Source organism: Phyllobacterium ifriqiyense, from assembly GCF_030817885.1.
GTDB classification, from domain to species: domain Bacteria; phylum Pseudomonadota; class Alphaproteobacteria; order Rhizobiales; family Rhizobiaceae; genus Phyllobacterium; species Phyllobacterium ifriqiyense.
Map to the genome: position 1 here is coordinate 1,989,932 of NZ_JAUSZT010000003.1, position 23,063 is coordinate 2,012,994.

Below are 23,063 nucleotides of genomic sequence, written 5' to 3' on the forward strand. Positions count from 1 at the left end.
AGTATCCCATGTCTGTTGTCCGTCGCGTGAATGAACTTCCCCAGTCCGCACCGCAAGCGTCCTGGCTTGATACGATTCTCAAGGGGGATTGCGTTGCAGCCCTCAACCGGTTGCCCGATCATTCGATTGATGTGATCTTCGCCGATCCGCCTTACAATCTGCAGCTTGAAGGTGATCTCCATCGACCGGATCAATCCAAAGTGGATGCTGTCAACGATCATTGGGATCAATTTGAGAGTTTTCAGGCCTATGATGCGTTCACCAGAGCCTGGTTACTGGCCTGCCGCCGCGTCTTGAAGCCTAATGGCACGATTTGGGTGATCGGCTCTTACCACAATATTTTCCGCGTTGGCGCAAGCATGCAGGATCTCGGATTCTGGATGCTCAACGATATAGTCTGGCGCAAGAACAACCCGATGCCCAATTTTCGTGGACGCCGATTCCAGAACGCCCATGAAACCATGATTTGGGCATCGCGTGATCAGAAGGCGAAAGGCTACACATTCAATTATGAGGCCATGAAGGCAGCCAATGACGATCTGCAAATGCGATCGGACTGGCTTTTCCCGATTTGCACAGGGGGAGAGCGTCTTAAAGATGAGAATGGCGACAAAATTCACCCGACGCAGAAACCTGAAGCCCTCCTTGCTAGGATACTTATGGCGTCATCGAAGCCCGGTGATATCATTCTCGATCCGTTCTTCGGTTCTGGAACAACCGGCGCGGTTGCAAAACGTCTCGGACGGCACTTCGTCGGGATCGAGCGTGAGCAAAAGTATATCGACGCTGCGACAGCTCGGATCGATTCTGTGGAGCCGCTGGCAGGCGCTGAACTGACAGTGATGACAAGCAAGCGTGCCGAGCCCCGGGTCGCGTTCGGGAGCATTGTCGAGTCCGGCATGTTAAGGCCTGGCGCGATCTTGAGCGATGCACGCGGACGTCATGCTGCCATTGTTCGGGCTGACGGCACTATCACAACAGGCGGCGATGCAGGGTCTATCCACCGCATGGGTGCGAAAGTGCAGGGATTCGACGCCTGCAATGGTTGGACTTTCTGGCACTACGAGGATGAAGGCTCGCTGAAGCCTATCGATGAACTGCGCAAGCAGGTTCGTAGCGGGATGCTTTCCGCCGGAGCTTGAGGAATCTGATCGGCGGTGATCTCCAGCGCCGTTCCGATACACCAACGCCCGAGGCTTGGCCTCGGGCGTTTTGTTTTGTTCCAAGGTGAGATAAAATCAGACCTGAATGCCGAGTTTGTTAAGATCAGTTCTCAACGTATCAGGGTCGATAAACTGTATCGACTGCCAGCCCGCCGCTTGCGCGCCAACAACGTTCTTCGGGCTATCGTCAATGAATAATGTTGCAGCTGGATCGACACCAAATGTTTTGACGTGGTGATCGTAAATGGCCCTATCAGGCTTGATGAGGCCAATATCACCTGAAATCGTAACGCCGCGGCTTTCGGTGAGAAACGGAAAGCGTTCCCACGCCTCACGCAATGTGTCCGAAGCAAAATTCGTAAGCATTGTAACGTCATGGCCATCGGCAATAAGTTTGCGCATTATTTCAACGCTGCCATCAATGGAATGAGTGATCATCATGTGCCAGTTTTGCCTGAACGCTCGAATATTATGTTCATGGTCAGGATATTCTGCGATCAACAGGGCCTCGGCTTCGGGCCATTTTCTGCCGCGGTCTTGTTCAATATTCCACGCACTTGTACAGACGTTTTCGAGAAACCATTTCCGCTCAGCTGCATCCGGAATTAGCTCGCGAAATGCGACATCCGGCTCGTAGCCGATGAGAACCATACCAATGTCGAATACGATATGCTTGACGGGCGTCATTCCGGTTTCCTTCTTTTCGTAAAAGCGTCTGGGATGGCAGCAGCAATGGCCTTTTTCATGACCGTCGGCAACGCCTCTTGATGAAGATTTTCGACTTTCACCCACCAGCCGCCAACACCTGGACGGGCCGCGATACCATCAGCCTTGTAGATGCTTAAACGCAGTTCGAAATGCGTGAAAACATGCGTAATTTTACCTGTTGGTGTCCAATCCGCGGGAAAAGGCGCTGCGTCGATTCGGGTATCTCCATCAATCCGTGCCGTCCACGCCGTTGTTGGCACTTGGGCCATGCCACCCAGCAGTCCTGTTTCCGCTCGGCTTTGAAGATAGATTTCATTGTCGGAAGAAATGGCGACGAACGCGGCTCCAAGGCGAACAGGCTTATCCTTCTTAGGAGCTTTCACCGGAAAGAGCTCCGGCTCTCCTGTTTTCAGTGCCTGGCAATTATCATTGACAGGACAAATAATGCATGCCGGTCGTTTTGGGGTGCATATGCCTGCTCCGAGATCCATCATGGCTTGCGCAAAATCGCCCGGTCGTTCGCTCGGGGTAAGCGCCTGCATCTTTGCTCGTATTGCTGGTTTGGCCGAAGGGAGAGGGGTGGTTATGGCGTAAAGCCGTGTGATGACACGTTCCACGTTTCCGTCGACAACGGCCACAGGCCTATCGAATGCAATGGATGCGATAGCCGCAGCAGTATAATCACCTATTCCCGGCAGAGCTTTCAGATCGGGAGTTTCACTTGGAAATCGGCCATCATAAAGATTGGAAACGATGTCGGCACATTTTTTCAGATTGCGTGCTCTGGAATAATAGCCGAGGCCAGCCCAAGCCCTTAGCACATCGTCCTGACTGGCGGCGGCGAGACGGGCAACCGTCGGCCATTTTTTTGTAAAGGCGTTGAAATATGGCTTTACCGCTTCAACAGTTGTCTGTTGCAGCATGATTTCTGACAGCCAGATGCGATAAGGATCTGCTATTTTCCCTTGTGATCGTTCACTTGGGGAAATCCGCCACGGCAAAATCCTGTGGTGGGCATCATACCATTTTACCAGTTTTGTCGTTATGGGTTGCATCAATCACAAACTGCGTTACAGGGTAGAAATACGTTATTCATAAATTGGCTGATTGTGCCAGTTTCAGTCATATTCGGAACCGTCATGTTTCCAGAGCAGTTGACCAAGGCGCTACTGATCCCTTCAAAGGGGCATTATGTGGGGATTGATCGCAACAATCGTATTTTCACTTTTATTTTTGCGCTTTTTCCAGGACTTCTCGCAAGTGGAACTTCAGTAATATTGGTTTGCGCGTTCGCTTGGGCATTAATCTCACTTGCCGTGAAGCGCTTTCCATTTGAACTCACACGCACCGACAAAATAGTCGCGTCATGCGTGACATTGTTTGTTTTGACGACCGTATTGTCAGTCGTCATGCACCCCAATGCATCAGATGACAAGACGTTCCTGTTGAAGATGATACCTTTCCTGGCAATCTGGTTCGTCATTCCGAGGCTTCGCGTTAGCATCTCGGGGCGCTTGATCCCGTTTTTGATCACCGGTGCCGGGCTTGGAATGATCGGGTCTTTGGTTTTCAGCATCATACAGGCCGTTTTTCTCGACATTCGAGCGGAAGGTGGTGCAGGTAATGCCGCTGTCTTCGGACTGTTTACCGTATTGTTTGGCAGTATTTCGCTTTTAAACGCGCATTCAGAGAGCAAAACGGAGCGTATAATAGCGGTTGCGGGGTTTGCATGTGGACTTCTGTGCGCATTCCTTTCGGGTACCCGATCCGCGTGGCTCGTCATGCCGTTCAATTTTGTGATCCTGTTCTGGTATTTGCGTGGTCAGGAACTCCCAGTAGTCAGTAGATCGATCAAGGTGGTCTTGGCCATTCTTATTGTCGCTGTGCTTGCCATTGCCGGACTGAAGGTAAAAGAGCGTTATCACGCGCTGGAATCGGATATTTCCTTGCTCGATGAAAAGCCAAACGAGATAAGCTCTTTAAAGGCCCGTATGCTTTTATGGGAAGGGGGAATGAAAGCCTTTCTCCAAGCGCCCTTGATGGGTTATGGCCCCCAAAATCGCATGGAGAAGGTGAATAGCGCTCTGGATGTGCCCGGAGGGAAAAAACTGTTGTTTACGCATGTTCACAATGGCTTTTTAAACGCTGCTGTTGATGGAGGAATTGTCGGCCTGTTAGGGGTATTGGCGCTGTTAGCTGCGCCACTTATCGCCGCTTTTCGAAAAAAACGTGGACCTGGTCGTGACATTGCAATTGCCATTTCACTTCTGCTTGTAACCAGTTATGTGGTTACCGGTACATTCGGGATCATGTTTGGTCATGATGCAACTGATGCGGTGTTCGTTTATCTCACGATAGTGCTTTGCTGGATCGCGGGAGAAGCGGTCTATCTCTCGGTTTCGCAAACAGCTGAACTGGCGGAAACCGATAAAATTGCCCTGGGCGAACGAACAAGTTGAGTGAGAAAATCTATTAAATGAAGGCAATTGTAACGGGTGCGGCGGGGTTTATCGGATTTCACGTGGCGAGCCGTCTCGTAAGTGAGGGATTTGACGTTCTCGCGATCGACAATCTCAATGATTATTACCCTGTTGCGCTCAAAGAGACCCGTCTTTCTGTTCTACAGGGCAGGCGGGGTAATCGGTTTGTACAGGCTAATATTGCCGACCCGCAAGAGCTGGCTTCAGCGATAGCCCATGATCTTGACGCGGATATCATAGTACATCTGGCAGCGCAGGCCGGGGTGCGCTATTCGGTTGAAAATCCGGCAGTTTACGTCGATGCGAATGTTCAGGGCCAGGTGACTATCTTTGAACAAGCCCGCAAAATGACCAAATGCCCGCCCATTGTCTATGCCAGTTCGTCGTCGGTGTACGGCGCGAACAAAAAGGTACCGTTTGCTGAAAATGATCCCGTTGACCAACCGGTTTCTGTCTACGCGGCCACCAAGCGCTCGGCGGAACTACTCGCTCACTCCTACAAACGTGTCCACAATGTAAATTCGACCGGACTGCGCTTCTTTACGGTCTATGGGCCCTATGGCCGGCCTGACATGGCTCCATGGCTCTTTACCGATGCAATTTTGCGGGGAGAGCCGATCAAAGTTTATAATCACGGCAATATGGAGCGCGACTTCACGTTCATTGATGATATCGTCAATGGTGTATATGGCGCTGTCCGCCGGATATTATCTCATCCGAATGAAACCGCGCCCATCTATAATTTGGGTAATAACAAGCCTGTTGCGCTTATGCGCTTCATAGAAATCATCGAGCAGGCTTGTGGCCGGGAAGCTATCAAGAAATTCGAATCAATGCCGGCTGCCGACGTGGTCCGCACCTATGCCGACATTGAATTGGCCTCGCGTGATCTTGGATTTGCGCCCACCATGGCGCTTGAGGATGGCCTTCCATTGTTCGTTGAGTGGTTTCGCGGCTATAATGGCCGATGAATTATTCGTATATGACTTGTTTTCATGACTAATGATCGCAGCAAAAAGGGTTTTTGGCCCCTTGCCGATCCTGCAGCAGGCATTCTTGATCCTGTCCTTCGCAAGCGCGCCGGGATCACCATAGAACTCGTGCAGTCATGGGAAGAAGTCGTTGGACCAGATCTCGGCCAACAATCACGCCCGCTAAAGCTGCTCTGGCCCCGTAGGGCGCATGAGGATGATCCGTTCCAGCCTGCAACGTTGATTATTGCTTGCCAGGGTTTTACTGCGATGCGGATGAGCCATGAAACCGGTGAGATTATCAGCCGCGTCAACGCCTTTCTCGGCTTTGCAGCAGTCGGACGTATCAAAATTGAGCAAAAGCCTGTGGCACTGCCTATTGTAAAGCGCCGTGAGCTTCCTCCTGTTGATGCTACTACGCGCGCCAAGATCAGTCATTCGGTGGAGAATATTGAGGATGAAAATCTCCGCGAAGCGCTGCAAAAACTTGGTCAAAGCATTCATGCTGAAAAGAACAGACGTTGAGACGGGATTGCATTCTCATCACGAAAAATTCAAAGACAGAATGGTAAAGCTGCCTTAAAGAGACTGCCATCGAGCTTTAACGCTGCAATACTTTGTAATGCATGATCAACGCCGGAGACTGGTGACCCTGATGACTGAATTGTTGAATCGCAGAAAAATCCTGGGCCTTGCGGCTATTTCTACAGCAGCCATTGCTTTAACGGCGGGTACGGGCGCATGGGCGCAGGAAGCTGCGGCACCCAAGGACGTAAAAGTACCAGCCTCGACGGGTAAGGTAGACGAGGCCAAGCTTGTTGCAGCAAGCGGTTTGAAGGACATGGTTCTCGGCAAGGCCGATGCGCCCGTAACAATCATCGAATATGCTTCGATGACTTGCCCGCATTGCGCGCATTTCTCCACCACCACTCTGCCGACTATCAAGGAAAAGTACATTGATACCGGCAAGGCCAAGTTGATCCTGCGCGAATTTCCGTTTGATCCGCGCGCTGCTGCAGCCTTTATGCTGGCACGTTGCGCACCGGAAGATCGCTACTATCCAATGGTAGAAGTGTTGTTCAAACAGCAGGAACAGTGGGCTGCGGCAGCAAATGCCGAGGAACCACTGCTTCAAATCTCCAAATTGGCCGGTTTTACACAGGAGTCATTCAAAGCTTGCTTGACGAACCAAAAGCTTCTGGATGATGTGAATGCTGTGCGTGAGCGCGGTGCCAAAGAATTCGGTGTGGATTCAACTCCAACCTTTTTTATCAATGGTGCCAAGTATTCGGGAGCCCTATCGGTTGACGAAATGTCAGCGATCATTGACGGCCTGCTCTAATACCCGCGATCAAATTTCCGGCGGGCGCGAAATTGCGTCCGCCGTTTCGATTCTGGGCATTGTTTTTGGAAAGGGCCTCTGATGCGCTTTACCAAACTCCGCCTCCTGGGTTTCAAGTCTTTCGTTGAGCCTGCCGAATTCGTCATTGAAAGCGGGCTGACCGGTGTTGTCGGCCCCAATGGCTGCGGCAAATCCAATCTCGTCGAGGCGCTGCGCTGGGTTATGGGCGAAAGCTCATATAAGAATATGCGCGCCTCCGGCATGGATGATGTCATTTTTTCGGGATCGGGGACGAGGCCTTCGCGCAATACAGCTGAAGTAACGCTTTTCCTCGATAATCAAGACCGTACTGCACCCTCGGCTTTCAATAATGCAGATGAACTACAGGTTTCACGCCGTATCGAGCGCGAGGCCGGATCTGTCTATCGCATTAACGGCAAGGATGCCCGTGCCAAGGATGTGCAACTGCTCTTCGCAGATCAGTCGACTGGTGCGCGTTCGCCCTCCATGGTGGGGCAGGGTCGTATTGGTGAACTGATCCAAGCCAAGCCTCAGGCGCGGCGCGCGCTATTGGAAGAAGCCGCAGGCATTTCCGGCTTGCATACGCGTCGTCACGAAGCAGAATTGCGCTTGCGGGCTGCGGAGCAGAACCTTGAGCGTCTGGAAGATGTCGTTGGCGAGCTTGAGACGCAGATTGAAAGCTTGAGGCGGCAATCGCGCCAAGCAAACCGCTTCAAGAGCCTTTCAGCCGATATAAGACGTTCTGAAGCAATTTTGCTGCACCTGAAATGGTCTGTCGCTAAAACTCAGGAAGGCGAAGCGCAATCAGCTTTGGCTGTCGCAACATCCGGCGTTGGTGAACAGGCGCAGCGCCAGATGAATGCTGCCAAAGAGCAGGCTATCGGCGCTCATCATCTACCTGATCTGCGTGAGGCAGAGGCAAAGGCGGCCGCTATACTGCAGCGCCTGACAATCGCCAGATCACAATTGCAAGAGGAAGGTGAGCGCATTCGTGCCCGCCAGACAGAAATTGAGAAGCGACTACAGCAATTCACTGCTGACATTGCTCGTGAAGAGCAGATGATAAGCGACAATGATGACGTGCTGGAGCGCCTCATCACGGAAGAGCAGTCGCTCACCGACGAAAATGCCAATGCTGGAACACGTGAACTGCAAACGCGGGCCGATTTTGAACGTGCCGAAGCAAAGCTTAAGGAAAGTGAAGCAGCGCTCGCAAAAATTACTGCCGAGCGCGCTGAGGCTGCAGCGGAGAGGGCGCAGATTGAACGCAACCTGCGCGAAATAACCGAGCGCCGTGATCGTCTTTTGCGGCAAATAGGTGATGTCGAGCAGGAGCTAAATTCTGTTGCGACGCAAATTTCAACCTTGGCTGACCCGGTTGAAAAACAAAGACTTGTCGAAGAAGCGGAAGCGATTTTTGCTCAGGCTGAGGAGGCGACATTTGCTTCAGAAGCAGCGGTAGAGACAGCGCGCCAAAAGGAAGCGACGTTGCGGCAACCTTTGCAAGAAGCACGCAGCAATCTAGGACGCGCCGAAACTGAAGCCAATACTTTGGCCAAGATGATCAATGCAGCGGCTTCCGACCTGTTTCCAGCGATTGTGGAGGCCATCAAAGTCGAAAAGGGCTACGAAACAGCACTTGGGGCAGCGCTTGGTGAAGATCTGGACGCCCCGATTGATATTTCCGCACCTGTTTTCTGGGGCGAAATTGCAACAACAATAGACGATCCAGCGCTACCGGCAGGGGTCAGGTCGTTGGCTGAAGTTGTTCGTGCACCAAGGCAATTGGCCCGTAGACTTGCCCAGATCGGGCTTGTCGATGAAACAGGCGGGGGGCGGCTGCAGGCGCAATTAAAACCGGGACAGCGGCTTGTAAGCCCTTCCGGCGATCTATGGCGCTGGGACGGATATACGGCAAGCGCCGACGCTCCTACACCGGCAGCTCAACGACTGGCGCAGAAAAATCGGCTGGCAGAGCTTGATCTTGAGGTTGTTGAAGCGACAAAGCAGTTGCGCGTTGCTGAATCGGCTATCGCCGAAGCGGAAAAAGCTGTCCGTGATGCCGTTGAGAATGAACGCACTACCCGCGACCACTGGCGTTCCACGCAACGGTCTTTGAATGATGCGCGTGAGGCCTTGGCGGCGGCGGAGCGAGCTTCGGGCCAGCTGTTCAGCCGGCGTGCCGCACTTGATGAAGGAAAGTCCCGCCTGAGCGAAACGCTTGAAGAGACACAGGAACAGTTGGTCGAAACGCAGATGCGTCTTGAGAATGCCGCTGATGTCGAAGAGTTGAATCGCCGTCTTGCTGCGTTAACCGCCGAGGTTACGCTGGACCGTGCAACTCTTGCGGAAACCCGCGCCATTTATGATGGGCTAAGACGTGAAGCGGAAGCCCGGATACGCCGTCTCGAGTCGATCGGGCTTGAGCGTAAAAGCTGGATTACCCGCGCGGAGAATGCGGATCGTCAGATAAAGTCGCTTGGGGAACGGCGTCTGGAAGCGGAGCGGGAAGCCGCGAATCTCGCCGATGCCCCCGAAGAAATCGCCGAGCGTAACCGCGCTCTGCTTTCGCAACTCTCCGAAGCCGAAGAGCTGCGTAAAAGCGCGGGCGATAAACTGGCTGTAGCGGAGGCCAGACAGCAGGAACTTGACCGGGCCGCAACAGAAGCCATCCAGTCGCTGGCCACTGCTCGGGAAGGCAGGGCGCGGGCTGAAGAACGTCTGTCAGCGGCACAGGAGCGCCGTAAGGACACGGAAGCGCGCATTTTCGAAGCGCTCAATTGCGCACCGCACGAGGCGATGAAATTGACTGGGCTTGGTCCAGACGACCCGCTGCCCGACGTCGACGTGACCGAACGCAATCTTGAGCGGTTGAAAATCGAACGCGAACGATTGGGCGCCGTGAACTTGCGAGCCGAAGAAGAACAGGAAGAACTGTCTGTTCGGCTTGAAGCAATCATCAATGAGCGCGAAGATATTATCGAGGCCGTAAAGAAGCTGCGCCAGGCCATCCAGAGCCTAAATCGCGAAGGACGGGAGCGTCTTTTGGCAGCATTTGAAGTGGTCAATGTGCAGTTCAAGCGGCTTTTCACCCATCTTTTCGGTGGTGGAACAGCGGAATTGCAACTCATCGAGTCTGATGATCCGCTGGAAGCTGGGCTCGAAATTCTTGCTCGGCCCCCAGGAAAGAAGCCGCAAACGATGACGCTTCTATCTGGTGGCGAACAGGCGCTGACAGCCATGGCCTTGATCTTCGCGGTATTTTTGACGAACCCAGCTCCAATCTGTGTGCTGGATGAGGTTGATGCACCGCTCGACGACCATAATGTCGAGCGTTTCTGTAATCTGATGGATGAAATGGCGGCGTCGACCGATACTCGTTTTGTGGTCATCACCCACAATCCGATCACCATGGCCCGCATGAACCGGTTGTTCGGGGTGACGATGGCAGAGCAAGGCGTTAGCCAACTGGTTTCAGTCGATCTTCAGACTGCAGAGCAGTTGCGGGAAGCAAGCTAAGCTGCGTAAATGACTAAACATTTCAAGACTTAACGCGGATTTACCCTGCTAATCGATTTGAATGCTGCAATGCAGCATTTGGCGCTGGCGATTTCCGCATTCATCGCGTAGACCTCAATGAAGCGTTAGCGGCATGGGAGGCTGCAATGGTAAAATGGGTTTATACTTTTGGGGATGGCAAGGCAGAAGGTTCGGCGGGAGATCGCAATCTTCTCGGAGGAAAAGGCGCAAATCTTGCCGAAATGTGTTCGCTGGGCTTGCCGGTTCCCCCCGGATTTACAATCACTTCGGAAGTTTGCAGCTGGTTCTATGAGCATGAGCGCAGCTATCCGGACACGCTTGCCAAGGAAGTCGGACAGGCGCTGGAGCATATTGCCAGTGTAACCGGTCGTACCATTGGGGACAGCAAGAAGCCGCTTCTGGTTTCAGTGCGTTCCGGCTCACGCGCCTCCATGCCTGGAATGATGGATACGGTCCTTAATCTCGGGCTCAATGACGAAACCGTGGAAGCAATTGCCCAGGAAACAGGCGACCCAAGGTTTGCCTATGACAGCTATCGCCGCTTTATTCAGATGTATTCTGATGTTGTCATGGGGCTGGATCATTCAGTTTTTGAAGAGATACTCGAGGATGCCAAGGCCAATTTGGGCCACGATGTCGACACTGCGCTGACTGCCGACGATTGGAAAAATGTCGTTGCGCAGTACAAGGCCAAGATCGAGGAAGAGCTGGAAGAGCCTTTTCCTCAAGACCCTGAACAGCAGCTTTGGGGCGCTATTGGCGCGGTCTTTTCAAGCTGGATGAATGCGCGGGCCGTCACCTACCGGCGTTTGCATAACATACCTGAAAGCTGGGGTACGGCTGTCAGCGTCCAAGCCATGGTATTTGGCAATATGGGCGATAAATCCGCTACTGGCGTAGCCTTCACGCGCAATCCGTCTACGGGCGAAAAGAAGCTCTACGGCGAATTCCTGGTTAATGCACAGGGCGAAGATGTCGTGGCAGGTATCCGCACCCCGCAAAATATTACCGAGGAAGCACGCATCGCTGCGGGTTCTGACAAACCTTCTCTGGAAAAGATCATGCCGGCAGCATTTGCCGAATTCTGCGCTGTTTCGGACAAGCTTGAGAAACACTACACGGACATGCAAGACCTTGAATTTACTATTGAAAATGGTAAATTGTGGATGTTGCAGACGCGATCCGGCAAGCGCACCGCCAAGGCTGCGCTGAAGATTGCAGTTGAGATGGCGGATGAGGGTTTGATATCCCGCGATGAGGCTGTTTTGCGCATTGAGCCTGCATCTTTGGATCAATTGCTGCACCCGACAATCGACCCGAAGGCTAAGCGCGAAGTTATCGGAACGGGTCTTCCCGCATCGCCTGGCGCGGCTACTGGTGAGATTGTCTTCTCGTCGGAAGATGCGGAACAATTGAAGTCAGAGGGCCGCAAGGCCATTTTGGTCCGTATTGAAACCAGCCCTGAAGACATTCACGGCATGCATGCTGCAGAAGCAATTCTGACCACACGCGGCGGCATGACAAGTCATGCTGCCGTGGTGGCGCGCGGCATGGGGAAACCCTGCGTTTCAGGCGCTGGGGCGCTTCGTGTTGACTATCGAAACGAGACACTGCTCGCTATGGGCGTTACCCTCAAAAAGGGCGATATCATTACGATTGACGGGGGAATCGGTCAGGTTTTGAAGGGCGCTGTGCCAATGCTTCAACCTGAATTGTCGGGCGATTTTGGCAAGATCATGGAATGGGCAGATGGTGCTCGCCGCATGAAAGTGCGCGCCAATGCCGAAACTCCCAATGATGCCCGTACGGCGCGTTCCTTTGGCGCCGAGGGGATCGGCCTATGCCGAACGGAGCATATGTTCTTTGAAGGCGAGCGCATTATTGCCATGCGCGAAATGATTTTGGCAGAAAGCGAGAAGGGCCGACGCGCTGCTCTGGATAAGCTGCTGCCAATGCAACGCGCTGATTTCATTGAGTTATTTGAAATTATGCACGGCCTGCCCGTAACGATTCGCCTGCTTGATCCACCACTTCACGAGTTCCTGCCGAAGACAGACGAGGAAATCGCCGAAGTCGCGGCAGCCATGAAGATCAGCTCCGACAAATTACGGGAGCGAACAGAATCCTTACATGAATTCAATCCCATGCTGGGACATCGCGGTTGCCGTTTGGCAATTTCCTACCCGGAAATTGCCGAGATGCAATCCCGCGCCATATTCGAAGCGGCGGTGGAAGCTGCCAAATTGACTGGCGCACCGGTCGAGCTGGAAATCATGGTGCCGCTCGTCGGTCTTCGAGCTGAATTGGATTTTGTGAAAGCGCGGATCGATGCGGTTGCGGCGGATGTGATGAAGGAGACTGAAATCAAGATCAGTTACCTTGTGGGTACGATGATCGAACTGCCACGAGCCGCGATCCGTGCCAATTCAATTGCGGAGGCTGCCGAGTTTTTCTCGTTTGGAACCAATGACTTGACCCAGACGACGTTCGGAATATCCCGCGATGATGCATCTTCGTTCCTGATGACTTACCAGCTCAAGGGTATCATTGAGCAGGACCCATTTGTGTCGATTGACGTGGATGGCGTAGGCGAACTGGTGAAGCTGGCCGCGGAAAAAGGCAGGGCAACCCGGCCAAACATAAAACTTGGAATTTGCGGGGAGCACGGCGGCGATCCGGCATCGATCCATTTTTGCGATCAGGTAGGACTGGACTATGTTTCCTGTTCACCGTTCCGGGTGCCGATTGCCCGGCTTGCCGCGGCGCAGGCATCAGCAAAAACCAAAGGAAAATAAAGGCTTATTGCCATAATTCCGCTTAGTTCCAAGTGCTGTTCGCCGCAGGTTCTCTCGTCTTGCGGCAATATATCATGCGTTTTATCACCACAGTTCTAGTCACATGTTCCATCGCGCTCGCAGCAACTGCTGCCAATGCGGGGAACCATCCGCATTTTGTCGAGCCACAACTTTACATTGCAAAGGGCGGAGCTGCGGCGCCGCAGGTCGCGCTCACTCTTGACGCCTGTTCAGGCCAGACTGATCAGAGAATTCTCAGCTTTTTGGTGGAGAACAAGATCGCTGCAACGATTTTCGTTACTGGCCGATGGTTGAAGCGCAATGCTGCTTCGGTGGCAATCATGAAGGCGCATCCAGAACTTTTTGAATTGGAAAATCATGGGCTTAACCATGTTCCGGCCATCGATAACCAGCCTTTGATGTTTGGATTGAAGACCGCCGGATCATTGCCCGCGATACGATCTGAGATTGAAGGTGGTGTAAATGCGATGCAGATCGCCACCGCCGGAAAGCCTGTCTGGTACCGCGACGCGACTGCTCGCTATAGCGACGATGCAGTGAAACTCATTCATGAAATGGGGTACCGGGTTGCAGGATATTCGCTCAATGCCGACATGGGGGCATCCTTGCTTGCGGGCCAAGTGGAGCAGCGGATTTCCGCCGCAAAAGACGGCGATGTCATCATCGCCCATATCAATCAGCCGAGTCGGGCGGCAGGGGCCGGGGTGGTAAAAGGCATATTGGCACTGAAGCAAAAAGGCTTCCGTTTCGTTCGGCTGAACGATGTGATTGAAAGTGAGAAGCCAGGCACTCCAAATGCTTGATTGCAACTTAACGCAATCAAATTGCAATTCGAAGTAGAGAATTTTGGGGAAGAATCGGCGATTCTTCGGCAAGTTTCATCAATTTTGCGGTGATCCGGTTCCTGAATCCGTTCTCCATCAGAATTTTTGCCCGTTTCATCACAATATCGGGGTTACTCCTCCAAACTTCACGATGCGTGCTCTCCTTCATCAGGATGTCATGAAACCATAAAATCACGGACACATAGAGCACCTAAGCGTTGCTGGACACTTTTACTTCAAACTTGATGGTGATGCTCCATGCGCTCAATTTCCGCTGCTCTGTTTCTTACCACCGCCATGATGGCATTGCCGGCCTTGGCGGCTGAACAGGAGTTTCCCGCCAAACTCGTTTCCCATGCGATCCTTCCTGCCAACACAATGGTGAAGGCACCGGAAAACGCGCCGGAACATCTGACTCATGCAGGCAAGTTTACAACCGCTGATCGCAAGCGCGCTGTGGAACTCGGAACAGTGCCGGGCAAGGATGGGGTAAGGCTGACCGGCTTGTCATTACCCTTTGATGGACAACCTTTGCAGGGCTTCTCCGGCATCAAGGCGATTGGCGATGGAACATATTGGTCATTGTCGGATAATGGCTTTGGAACGAAGCTGAATTCGGTCGATGCAATGTTGATGCTGCACCATCTGGCGTTTGATTGGGACAAGGGAACAGTCGAGCGCAAGCAGACGATTTTCCTGACTGACCCAGACAAGAAAGTGCCTTTCCCCATTGTCATGGAGGCCAGCGACACACGCTACCTGACGGGCAGCGATCTCGATATTGAATCCATCCAGCCGGTTGCCGATGGTTTCTGGCTGGGCGAAGAGTTCGGCCCATATTTGATCAAGGTAACAATGGATGGCAAGGTTACGGATGTCGTCGCGACCAAGGTTGGCGACAAGGATGTTCGCTCGCCGGATAATCCTGCAATCACGCTACCAGCCAATCCGACGCTCAAAAATCCGGCTTTTAATCTGAAACGCTCCGGCGGTTATGAAGGCTTGGCGCAATCAAAAGACGGCACCAAATTATATGCACTGCTTGAAGGTCCGCTTTTCGGGGACGACGGCGCTGTTGAGAAGGTTGATGACCAGCCCGCATTACGGGTAATTGAATTCGATATTTCGTCCAAAAACTGGACGGGCCGCAGCTGGCTTTATCCCCTTTCTGCAGGTGGCGAGGCCATTGGCGATTTCAACATGATCGATGCGACAACGGCGCTGGTAATCGAGCGTGACAATGGCGCGGGAACTGCCGCGAAGGCTTGCGCTGACCCCAAGGCGCCAACGCCCGATTGCTTTGACAAACCATCCAAGCACAAGCGCATCTACAAGATCGAAATGAGCGACGCGAATGTGGATAAGGCGGTGCGCAAGATCGGATATATCGATTTGCTAAAAATCGCTGATCCCGACAACAAGAAACGTCAAGGCGGCGGCGAAGGCTTCTACGATATGCCTTTTGTCACCATTGAAAATGTCGATATTGTAGACGATAGCCACATCATCGTCGGCAATGACAATAATCTGCCATTCTCCGCAGGCCGCGCGGTCGACAAGGCGGATGACAATGAATTCGTCATTCTGGAAGTCGGCGACCTGCTGAAAGCGAAGTAATAGATATTGCTGCTGGGGATTGGTCGCGAGATTTAAGCGATCAATCCTCCAGCGCAACGCTTTGCAAAGTCTACTCCGCTTTTCTGCTGATCAAAGCGCCCGCAGGCAAGATTTCCAGACTGCGCCGGTCCATTTGTGCCAGCACTTCGCCAAAACCAAAGCGCGCTTGCCATCCAAGAGCGCGTTCAGCCTGGCTGGAATCATATATGCGATCAATGGAGTTCGGAAGGCTCCAACCTCGCTGCTCGAATGCGTCGGCAAGATCTGGCGCGCGCAATCTGATCTGGGAAGCTGCGTCAATCGCCAGTGCTTGACAGTCCTGCTTTGTAAAAGGCGTTGCCGCCGAGATAATGTAGCGTTGAAAATTTGCTCCGCCATTTGTCAGCGCGGCCAAATGGGCGTCAGCCACGTCGCGAATATCAATGCCGCGATGCAGCCTGTATGTAGCCATTACATCGCCCGGTTCCGGAAAGGAGCGGGACATGCGCAGAACCCTCACGGCCAATTCGCTAGAGGTCATGTTTTCCAGAAAGCACTCGGCCTCAAGTTTTGTTCGGTGATAAATGCTTTTCGGCACTGGCGGCGTATTTTCGTCGATCCATGTGCAGGAACCGCGGGAGACGGCATATCCGTACAGGGCTGTTGTGCTGGTGAAGACCAGGCGTTTGACATCAGCAGCAATCACCGCCTTCGCGACAAGACGGGTTCCTTCAACATTGATACGCTGAAATTCCTCGTCCGGTGTCGTTCCGACATGGGGCGCATGCAAAGCTGCGGTATGAATAACGGCATCGGCGCCTTTGAAGGCTGAGCGAAGCAGCGCTTCATTGGCGAAATCCCCGATAATATGCGTTGTGGAAAAGGCCGATCGATCTATTCCAACGACCTCATGTTTTTCTGACAAGGCGCCAAAAATAGCGCGGCCTACACGCCCGGAACTCCCTGTAAGCACTATGCGCATGCACAACCTTTAACAAAGCCTGTTATAGTCTATTGAATTGCAGACTTTTACGCCGTTTGAAAGCCACGAATTTAGGTTGGCTCGTTCTGCTCTCGCGTGGGCAAAGCGGTGGTGCGTGGTTCGCCCTTCAGCAAGCTCAAGATAGCTCACCATGAGGAATGGAGTTAATTGCAGGGAGCGCGAAGTCTGCGAAAGCAAACCATCATGCAGCCTACCATTCTTCCTCATGGTGAGCTTGTCGAACCACGCATTAAAAACCGCTGCAAACCGCTATGCATCAAGCGGCGCGCAAACTGCCCGTTGAAACATAGGCTTCCGTGTCTGCCAAGGCGAGTTCGAAGCGGTTGAACAGCTCGTTCAGCTCGTCCTCCGTGATGATCATTGGCGGGCAGAATGCGATACTGTCGCCGACGGCGCGAAGCACTGCACCATGACCTTCCAGGAAGCGCGCCAGAGCGGGGCCGACCGCATGGGCGGGATTGAACGGGCGCTTTGTTGCTTTATCGGCCACAAGTTCTACCGCACCCATCAGGCCGCAATTACGCACTTCCCCAACCAAGGGGTGATCTTTCACCTTGGCAAGGCGTGCTTCAAAAAGCGGAGTGAGGCCGCGCACATAATCCACAATATTGCGGCGCTGATAAATCTCGATTGCCTTGACGCCAAGGGCGCAGCCAACCGGATGCCCGCCATAGGTGAAGCCATGGCCAAATGTACCGATTTGAGCGCTATGATCCACATAGGCCTGATAGATGTCTTCGGGCACCAGCACTGCACCAAGCGGTGAATAGGCAGCGGTCAACTGCTTGGCTGCTGAAATGGTTGTCGGCGTCATGCCAACGCTCTGGCTGCCCCACCAGTTTCCGGTGCGGCCGAAGCCGTTTATAACCTCATCTGCGATGATCATGATATCGTGTTCGCGCAGAATCGGCTCAATGGCGCTGAAATAGCTGGCAGGCGGCACGAGCACCCCGCCAGCGCCCATGACAGGCTCGGCGATGAAAGCAGCGATGGTTTCCGGACCTTCACGCTCGATCATATCGCGCAGCGATGTGGCCAGACGCGCAACGAACTCCGCCTCGCTTTCGCCTTCCTGGCCAAAGCGATAATAATGCGGGCAATCCGTATGCAAAATGCCTTCGACCGGCAAATCCCAACCCATGTGATTATAAGGCAGGCCGGTCAGCGATGCAGCCATGATGGTCACGCCATGATAGGCTTTGACGCGGGAAATGATCTTCTTCTTTTTCGGGCGGCCAAGGGCATTGTTGTAATACCAGGCAAGCTTGACCTGCGTGTCATTCGCTTCTGAACCCGACGACGTATAAAAAACCTTTGAAATCGGTACAGGCGCTATTTCCTTGAGCTTTTCAGCAAGCTCGATCGCCGGTTCCATGCCCTTGCCGCCAAAGAGGTGGTAATAGGGCAGGGTGCGCATCTGTTCCGTCGCAGCCTCGATCATCTCTTCGTCGCCAAAGCCCAGCCCCGCACACCACAGGCCGGACATGCCCTCAATATATTCCTTGCCTTGCGTGTCGTAGAGATAAACGCCCTTGCCATGCCCCATCACCAAGGGGCCGTTTTCCTGCAATTTGTGCAAGGGGGTATAGGGATGGAGGATCGCATTGACATCGCGCTGCTGAACATTGGTAAGGGGGCGGCTGTTCGCCATTTTGTTACTCCGGTTATTGCAAGTTTTTCCCAACACTAACCAGACTGGCTGGAAAGGCAAAGGGTCGCTCCGGAAGATTCAGAAATGAAAGAGATTATAACAGCGGCAAATCACCACCGACATTTATATCGGATTTGTCCGCTGTAACGGCGAAAGTGGTGCCATCATTGCCAAGCGTGACAAAGACAGTCTGCTCAGCTGATCCATCTGAAACGGAGATTGCCGCCACGCGCTGATAATCGCTGTTTTCGGGCGCCCTGATATTGAAGATCAGCTTTCCATCAACCAAATCCACGGCCTTTTGCAATGCGCCTTCAAAACCATCGGCAACGATATCCTGCGCGCCAAGCGCCAATTCAACTTCTACCACTTCAAGCGAAACCGCTTTGCCAGCTTCAGGCATCATATCCGGCCTCGTCATGTTATCTTCTGTCAGCGGTGTGTCTCCGCGCTCTGTTTCTGCCAAATCACTTGATTCGATGATGGCAGGAGTGTGCCATCTGATACACTCATAAAATGTAAACGGCTTAAATCAGTCGAGTTTCTTGCCCCTAAATCTGTAGCGGAACTGTCATCAGAATTTTATACAGGCCGTTTAGACGACGATTCATATTACGACGCATAATTTGATTTATTTGTTTCAGGAGTGAGCTTTGAAATATCGTTTTTGTCTATTATTGCTTCTCGTGCTGGTTGCAGCGTGCAACGACTCCGGGTCAAAGTCCGACACATCGGCATCAACTTTCAGTAGAGAAATCAATGAGCTGAAAGCAAAGAACGAAAATCTCGAGAATGATAAAGCTGTATTGGCAAAGCAAGCTGACGACCTTGAACAAGCGCGTGCGAGCACCGCAGTCGAGATAAATGCGCTCAAGAGCAAGCTGAAAAAGCTGACAGATGAGTTGGCGAACTATGGAAATCTTGAGAGTGACAAGGCTGCCTTGGCCAAGCAAGTCAGCGATCTTGAAAAAACGCATGCTGATCTTGAACAGGCGCGCGACGGCAATGCCACCGATATGAAGGCTCTCAAGAGCAAGCTGAAAGAGCTGTCGGACGAGCTGGTGAAGCCCGGTGAAGACAGCCCGGACCTTCTAAAGCAAGTGAAAGAGGTCAAAGCATCGCTGGTCAGTCTGGAAAGCAAGAAAACAGAACTTGATGGCTTGTTGGGTGAGGTAGCGTTGGAGCTTGCAAAGGTCAAGGACACGGCTGAAGCGGATAAGGCTGCCTTGGCGAAACAAGTCAGCGATCTTGAAAAAGCGCGTGCTGATCTTGAAAAGGCGCATGCCGGCAATGTTACCGAGATGAAGGCTCACAAGAGCAAGCTGAAAGAGCTGTCGGACGAGCTGGCGAAGCCCGGTGAAGACAGTCCGGACCTTCTAAAGCAGGTGAAAGAGATCAAAGCATCGCTGGTTAGTCTGGAAAGCAAAAGAGCAGAACTTGATGGTTTATTGGGTGAAACAGCATTGGAGCTTGCAAAGGTCAAGGACGAGGCTGCTGCAGACAAAGCTTCGCTTTTAACAGCAGTGTCAGTGCTTAAACTTGAAAACGACTACATGAGAGAAGACCTTTGCGAATAATCCACGAGGTGGGACTGCTTGCGCGATGATTTGAAGGCGCAACGGTTAGAATTTTATTTTTGATTTCAGGATAGAATAATGGATAGACGCGATTTTATTAAAATGCTTGGTTTGGCTGGTTCAAGTGCAGCAGCCTATTCGGCATGCTCGGCCTATATGAGCGAGGCCTTGGCCGGTTCGACCGTGGTCGCAGATTTGCTTAATGCAGTTCCGGACTGTGCAAAGGGCTCGCTGGCCGATATTGAGCATGTGGTTATCCTGATGCAGGAAAACCGCTCTTTTGATCATTATTTTGGGACATTGCGCGGAGTTCGCGGGTTTGGCGATCCGCGGCCAATGAAACAAAAAAATGGTGAGCCAATCTGGCATCAATCTCAAAAAACCGAGTCTGCGCCCAAGGTGAAGCCCTATCGCTTGCCACAAGGCACAAGTGCTGACACAGACGCGGGAGACGTTTTCTTGCAGGATCCACCGCATGGTTTCAATGATGGTATTGCTGCCTGGAACTTTGGCCTTAGCGATAAATGGATTCCCAATAAAAGAATCGTCAGCATGGCGCATTATGTCGAGCCGGATATTCCACTTTATTTCCGGCTCGCAAAAGCATTCACAGTTTGCGATGCCTATTTTTGCTCCGTTAACAGCTCAACGGATCCCAACCGCTCCTATTTCTGGACAGGAACAAGTCATAGCAAAGCCACTAATAGTTCTTTCAGCGGGCTTAGAGTTTCCGATGATTCTCCCCTGCGACCAAGTTGGAAAACCTATCCCGAGCGGCTTGAAGAGCTTCAGGTAGATTGGAAATTCTATCAGGACGGGCTGACCTGGACCCGTGATCCGTTTGCAGGCAATTATGGTGACAACACGCTTGAGTACTTCAGGCAGTACCGCGGCACAAACAAGTCGTTGGAAGAGCGGTCTGTCATCAACATCAAGAGTCAAACAGTCAATTCAGTGCTGCGGAGCGAGGCGGATAAGCCATCCCGTTTCGAGCAGGACGTCATCGATGACAAGCTGCCTGCAATTTCGTGGATCGTGCCGCCGGAAGCCTTCAGTGAACATCCAAAATACCCGCCGCACTTTGGTGAATACTATTTGAGTGAAGTTTTGCGCGCGCTGCTGGCGAATAAGGCAGTCTGGCACAAGACAGCGCTGATTATAAATTACGATGAAAATGGCGGGTTTTTTGACCATGTACTGCCTCCAGCGCCACCGATGAATAGTAGTGCCGGTGTGGTTTCTCCCGGTATAAAATTAACCACTACCGGCGAGCAGGGCGATCTGAATTCGGAAGGCTCCAATGGCAAGCCTATGGGCCTGGGACCACGCGTTCCAATGATTATCGTATCGCCATGGACTTCGGGTGGCCGCGTCTGTTCCGAGACGTTTGATCACACATCGGTCCTTCAGTTTTTGGAAGCATGGCTTAAGGCGAAAGGTGTCCAGGCTCCGACAGACTTCGATATGATCTCTTCGTGGCGAAAGGCCATTACCGGCGATCTGACCAGCGTGTTTGATTTTGATCGCACCAAAGTCAAGCCCATGGAAAAACTGATAAATGCGATTCAGCCGACCAAAATCTATACGAAAGAGGAACGAGAAATCGCACAAGGCACAAGTGCATACATACCATCCATAAAGGACGTGCTGGCTGATCCCGATGCAACCAGACCCGTTTCGGTAAAGCAGGATAAGACACAATGTGATCTCTTGCCTGTCGGCTACGATTTTCAGACTTTATGCAGCTTTACCAACAACTCGCCGCCGAAACTGAAAATCACATTCAGGAACCGTGGCCGGCTGGGCGCATCATTCACCATTCTTTCCTATGACCGGAGTGATGGCGGCTGGTTTGACACTGTCGAAGGAATCAAACTAGGCGGTGCACCGATCGATATTTCCGACGTCTGGAATATGAATATTAGTAAAGAAAGTGGGTGGTCGAACAACCAGTATTCCTATGCAGTCCATGGTCCTAACGGTTATCTGGCCGAGTTCCGTGGTGAATTGGGCAGTGTCAGCGACAATCAGATTGCTCACCTTGTCGATGTCAAAACTTCTTTGGACGGCCGGACAATCGAGTTTATTTTCGGTGAATGGCCAACGGCAAGCGGAAGGCTGAAAGTGGTCGACGCCTATACCGGCGAAGAAAAAACAGTCGAAACTGGTACGAAAACTGTTTCATTCTCCACCAAGGATGGTTGGTATGACATATCCTTTGTCGATGCCTTGAGTTCCTCAATCTATCTGCGGCGCTATGCGGGTCACGCTGAGAACGGCAAGATCAGCAAGACCGATCCCGCAATCGGCTTAGCATATGATGAGACGAAGCGAATTTACGTTCCCGTAATCGCTTGATTTGATTATGGTCGGACTTTCACCACCAAAGGAGGTGGAAGTCCGGCTTCATATGCTTGTGTCCATACACAAATGCGATTAGCTGTTTTCCTGTCATTGATGGAATTTCAGGGAATCATGCGACCGCAACACTCAAGCCAATGGCGTCGCCGCCATTCGATTTCAGCAAAATGGTCCGTTCGCATTGCGTTTTTGAGCCTCATACTTTTTGTCGTTTCGGGCCTCGGCCACCGCTTTGAGCAAATCGAGACACCCGAATTTCTCTGGCTTCTAGCTATTGTAGCAGGGCTGGCATGCCTGGCATTGCTGCTGGCACTCAAGGGTTTCACCAGCCTGTGGCGGCGCGGCGATATTGGCTTCACCCGGTCATTCTGGGGCACGTTGATCGCGCTGCTGGTGCTGATACCCTTCATGACAACGATTTATCAAGTCATGGTTCTACCGGCAATTTATGATGTTTCGACCGATTTAACCGATCCACCCGCTTTGTTGGAAACGGGCCGCCGTTCAGTCAATATGAATCCCGTCATCAATGATCCGGATAGTCGCGGGCTGCAGGCGAAGGCCTATCCTGAAGTCACGGGACGCCGCTATGAGGGTTCGCCCGACAGGATTCTCACGGCGGTCAAAACGGTTATCGCCAACAATGGCTGGGTAATTATCAGCCAAAAAGGCGAGCCAGGTGAGACTGAGGAGATTCTGGTTGATGTCGTGGCACGGACCTGGCTTTTGGGCTTTACCAGCGATGTAGTGATCCGCCTTAGCGATGAAGGTGAAACGACCTATGTCGATATGCGCTCCGTTTCGCGTTATGGAACCCATGATCTTGGTGAAAATGCTGACCGGATTGCGGCTTTCATGACGGCTCTCGATATGGAAGTGCAGGGTGTGCAGCCCGAGGAAGAAACGACAGAAGTCCCGCCCGCCGACGCTTCCTAAAAGTAATTCCAGCAAAAGTGTGCAGCGGTTTTGCGTCCGGAATTGCGTAAAGGCAAAGGCTTGGTGCGCCGTTT

At 52.4% G+C, this 23,063-nt stretch carries 17 protein-coding genes; 12 read left to right on the forward strand and 5 right to left on the reverse strand.

Annotation, left to right across the window (positions count from 1 at the left end; translation table 11 throughout):
* Nucleotides 1-8: 8 nt before the first annotated feature.
* Nucleotides 9-1,142: a site-specific DNA-methyltransferase gene (locus tag QFZ34_RS17315; RefSeq protein WP_115052081.1), complete on the forward strand. Its 1,134-nt coding sequence runs from the start codon at nucleotides 9-11 to the stop codon at nucleotides 1,140-1,142.
* A gap of 96 nt (nucleotides 1,143-1,238) precedes the next feature.
* On the opposite strand, the gene QFZ34_RS17320 is transcribed toward QFZ34_RS17315, so the two are convergent.
* Both QFZ34_RS17320 and mutY read right to left on the reverse strand, forming a co-directional pair.
* Nucleotides 1,239-1,850, reverse strand: a complete 612-nt coding sequence (locus QFZ34_RS17320) for an HAD family hydrolase (RefSeq protein ID WP_115052079.1) — start codon at nucleotides 1,848-1,850, stop codon at nucleotides 1,239-1,241.
* The gene (mutY, locus tag QFZ34_RS17325; RefSeq protein WP_307286435.1) at nucleotides 1,847-2,926 is read right to left on the reverse strand and encodes an A/G-specific adenine glycosylase; all 1,080 of its coding nucleotides are present in this window, start codon (nucleotides 2,924-2,926) and stop codon (nucleotides 1,847-1,849) included. Before mutY ends, QFZ34_RS17320 begins: the two co-directional genes overlap by 4 nt.
* A gap of 84 nt (nucleotides 2,927-3,010) precedes the next feature.
* Between mutY and QFZ34_RS17330 the strand changes: the two genes are divergently transcribed.
* The 8 genes from QFZ34_RS17330 (at nucleotide 3,011) to QFZ34_RS17365 (ending at nucleotide 15,482) form a co-directional block, all read left to right on the forward strand.
* Nucleotides 3,011-4,330, forward strand: a complete 1,320-nt coding sequence (locus tag QFZ34_RS17330; RefSeq protein WP_115052076.1) for an O-antigen ligase family protein — start codon at nucleotides 3,011-3,013, stop codon at nucleotides 4,328-4,330.
* Nucleotides 4,331-4,347: 17 nt separating this feature from the next.
* A complete protein-coding gene (locus QFZ34_RS17335; RefSeq protein ID WP_307283378.1) occupies nucleotides 4,348-5,322 on the forward strand; it encodes an NAD-dependent epimerase/dehydratase family protein in 975 nt (324 codons plus the stop codon).
* 24 nt (nucleotides 5,323-5,346) lie between these two features.
* Nucleotides 5,347-5,847 carry a DUF721 domain-containing protein gene (locus QFZ34_RS17340; RefSeq protein ID WP_307283381.1) on the forward strand — a complete coding sequence of 167 codons (501 nt, stop codon included), beginning with the start codon at nucleotides 5,347-5,349 and terminating at the stop codon, nucleotides 5,845-5,847.
* A gap of 130 nt (nucleotides 5,848-5,977) precedes the next feature.
* A complete protein-coding gene (locus QFZ34_RS17345; RefSeq protein ID WP_115052070.1) occupies nucleotides 5,978-6,664 on the forward strand; it encodes a DsbA family protein in 687 nt (228 codons plus the stop codon).
* Between the two features lie 81 nt (nucleotides 6,665-6,745).
* Nucleotides 6,746-10,204 (forward strand): chromosome segregation protein SMC, encoded by a 3,459-nt coding sequence (smc, locus tag QFZ34_RS17350; protein WP_307283384.1) that lies wholly within the window; start codon nucleotides 6,746-6,748, stop codon nucleotides 10,202-10,204.
* A gap of 146 nt (nucleotides 10,205-10,350) precedes the next feature.
* Nucleotides 10,351-13,020 carry a pyruvate, phosphate dikinase gene (gene ppdK, locus QFZ34_RS17355; RefSeq protein WP_307283387.1) on the forward strand — a complete coding sequence of 890 codons (2,670 nt, stop codon included), beginning with the start codon at nucleotides 10,351-10,353 and terminating at the stop codon, nucleotides 13,018-13,020.
* 74 nt (nucleotides 13,021-13,094) lie between these two features.
* Nucleotides 13,095-13,844 carry a polysaccharide deacetylase family protein gene (locus tag QFZ34_RS17360; RefSeq protein WP_115052064.1) on the forward strand — a complete coding sequence of 250 codons (750 nt, stop codon included), beginning with the start codon at nucleotides 13,095-13,097 and terminating at the stop codon, nucleotides 13,842-13,844.
* Nucleotides 13,845-14,123: 279 nt separating this feature from the next.
* On the forward strand, nucleotides 14,124-15,482 hold the full coding sequence (locus QFZ34_RS17365) for an esterase-like activity of phytase family protein (protein WP_307283392.1): 1,359 nt from the start codon (nucleotides 14,124-14,126) through the stop codon (nucleotides 15,480-15,482).
* Between the two features lie 70 nt (nucleotides 15,483-15,552).
* Here QFZ34_RS17365 and QFZ34_RS17370 read toward each other — a convergent pair whose 3' ends face one another.
* From QFZ34_RS17370 to QFZ34_RS17380, 3 genes are all read right to left on the reverse strand, one after another.
* Nucleotides 15,553-16,443, reverse strand: a complete 891-nt coding sequence (locus tag QFZ34_RS17370; protein WP_307283395.1) for an NAD-dependent epimerase/dehydratase family protein — start codon at nucleotides 16,441-16,443, stop codon at nucleotides 15,553-15,555.
* Between the two features lie 277 nt (nucleotides 16,444-16,720).
* The gene (locus QFZ34_RS17375; protein ID WP_307283397.1) at nucleotides 16,721-18,115 is read right to left on the reverse strand and encodes an aminotransferase; all 1,395 of its coding nucleotides are present in this window, start codon (nucleotides 18,113-18,115) and stop codon (nucleotides 16,721-16,723) included.
* A 94-nt stretch (nucleotides 18,116-18,209) separates the two neighbouring features.
* Nucleotides 18,210-18,536, reverse strand: coding sequence for a hypothetical protein (locus QFZ34_RS17380; RefSeq protein WP_115052056.1), 327 nt, complete (start codon nucleotides 18,534-18,536; stop codon nucleotides 18,210-18,212).
* Between the two features lie 232 nt (nucleotides 18,537-18,768).
* On the opposite strand from QFZ34_RS17380, the gene QFZ34_RS17385 reads away from it, so the two are divergent.
* From QFZ34_RS17385 to QFZ34_RS17395, 3 genes are all read left to right on the forward strand, one after another.
* Nucleotides 18,769-19,692, forward strand: coding sequence for a coiled-coil domain-containing protein (locus QFZ34_RS17385; RefSeq protein WP_307283404.1), 924 nt, complete (start codon nucleotides 18,769-18,771; stop codon nucleotides 19,690-19,692).
* Between the two features lie 78 nt (nucleotides 19,693-19,770).
* Entirely contained in the window at nucleotides 19,771-22,050 is a 2,280-nt protein-coding gene (locus QFZ34_RS17390; RefSeq protein ID WP_307283408.1) for a phosphocholine-specific phospholipase C, read from the forward strand.
* Nucleotides 22,051-22,122: 72 nt separating this feature from the next.
* Nucleotides 22,123-22,989 carry a DUF1499 domain-containing protein gene (locus tag QFZ34_RS17395; protein ID WP_307283412.1) on the forward strand — a complete coding sequence of 289 codons (867 nt, stop codon included), beginning with the start codon at nucleotides 22,123-22,125 and terminating at the stop codon, nucleotides 22,987-22,989.
* Nucleotides 22,990-23,063 lie beyond the last annotated feature (74 nt).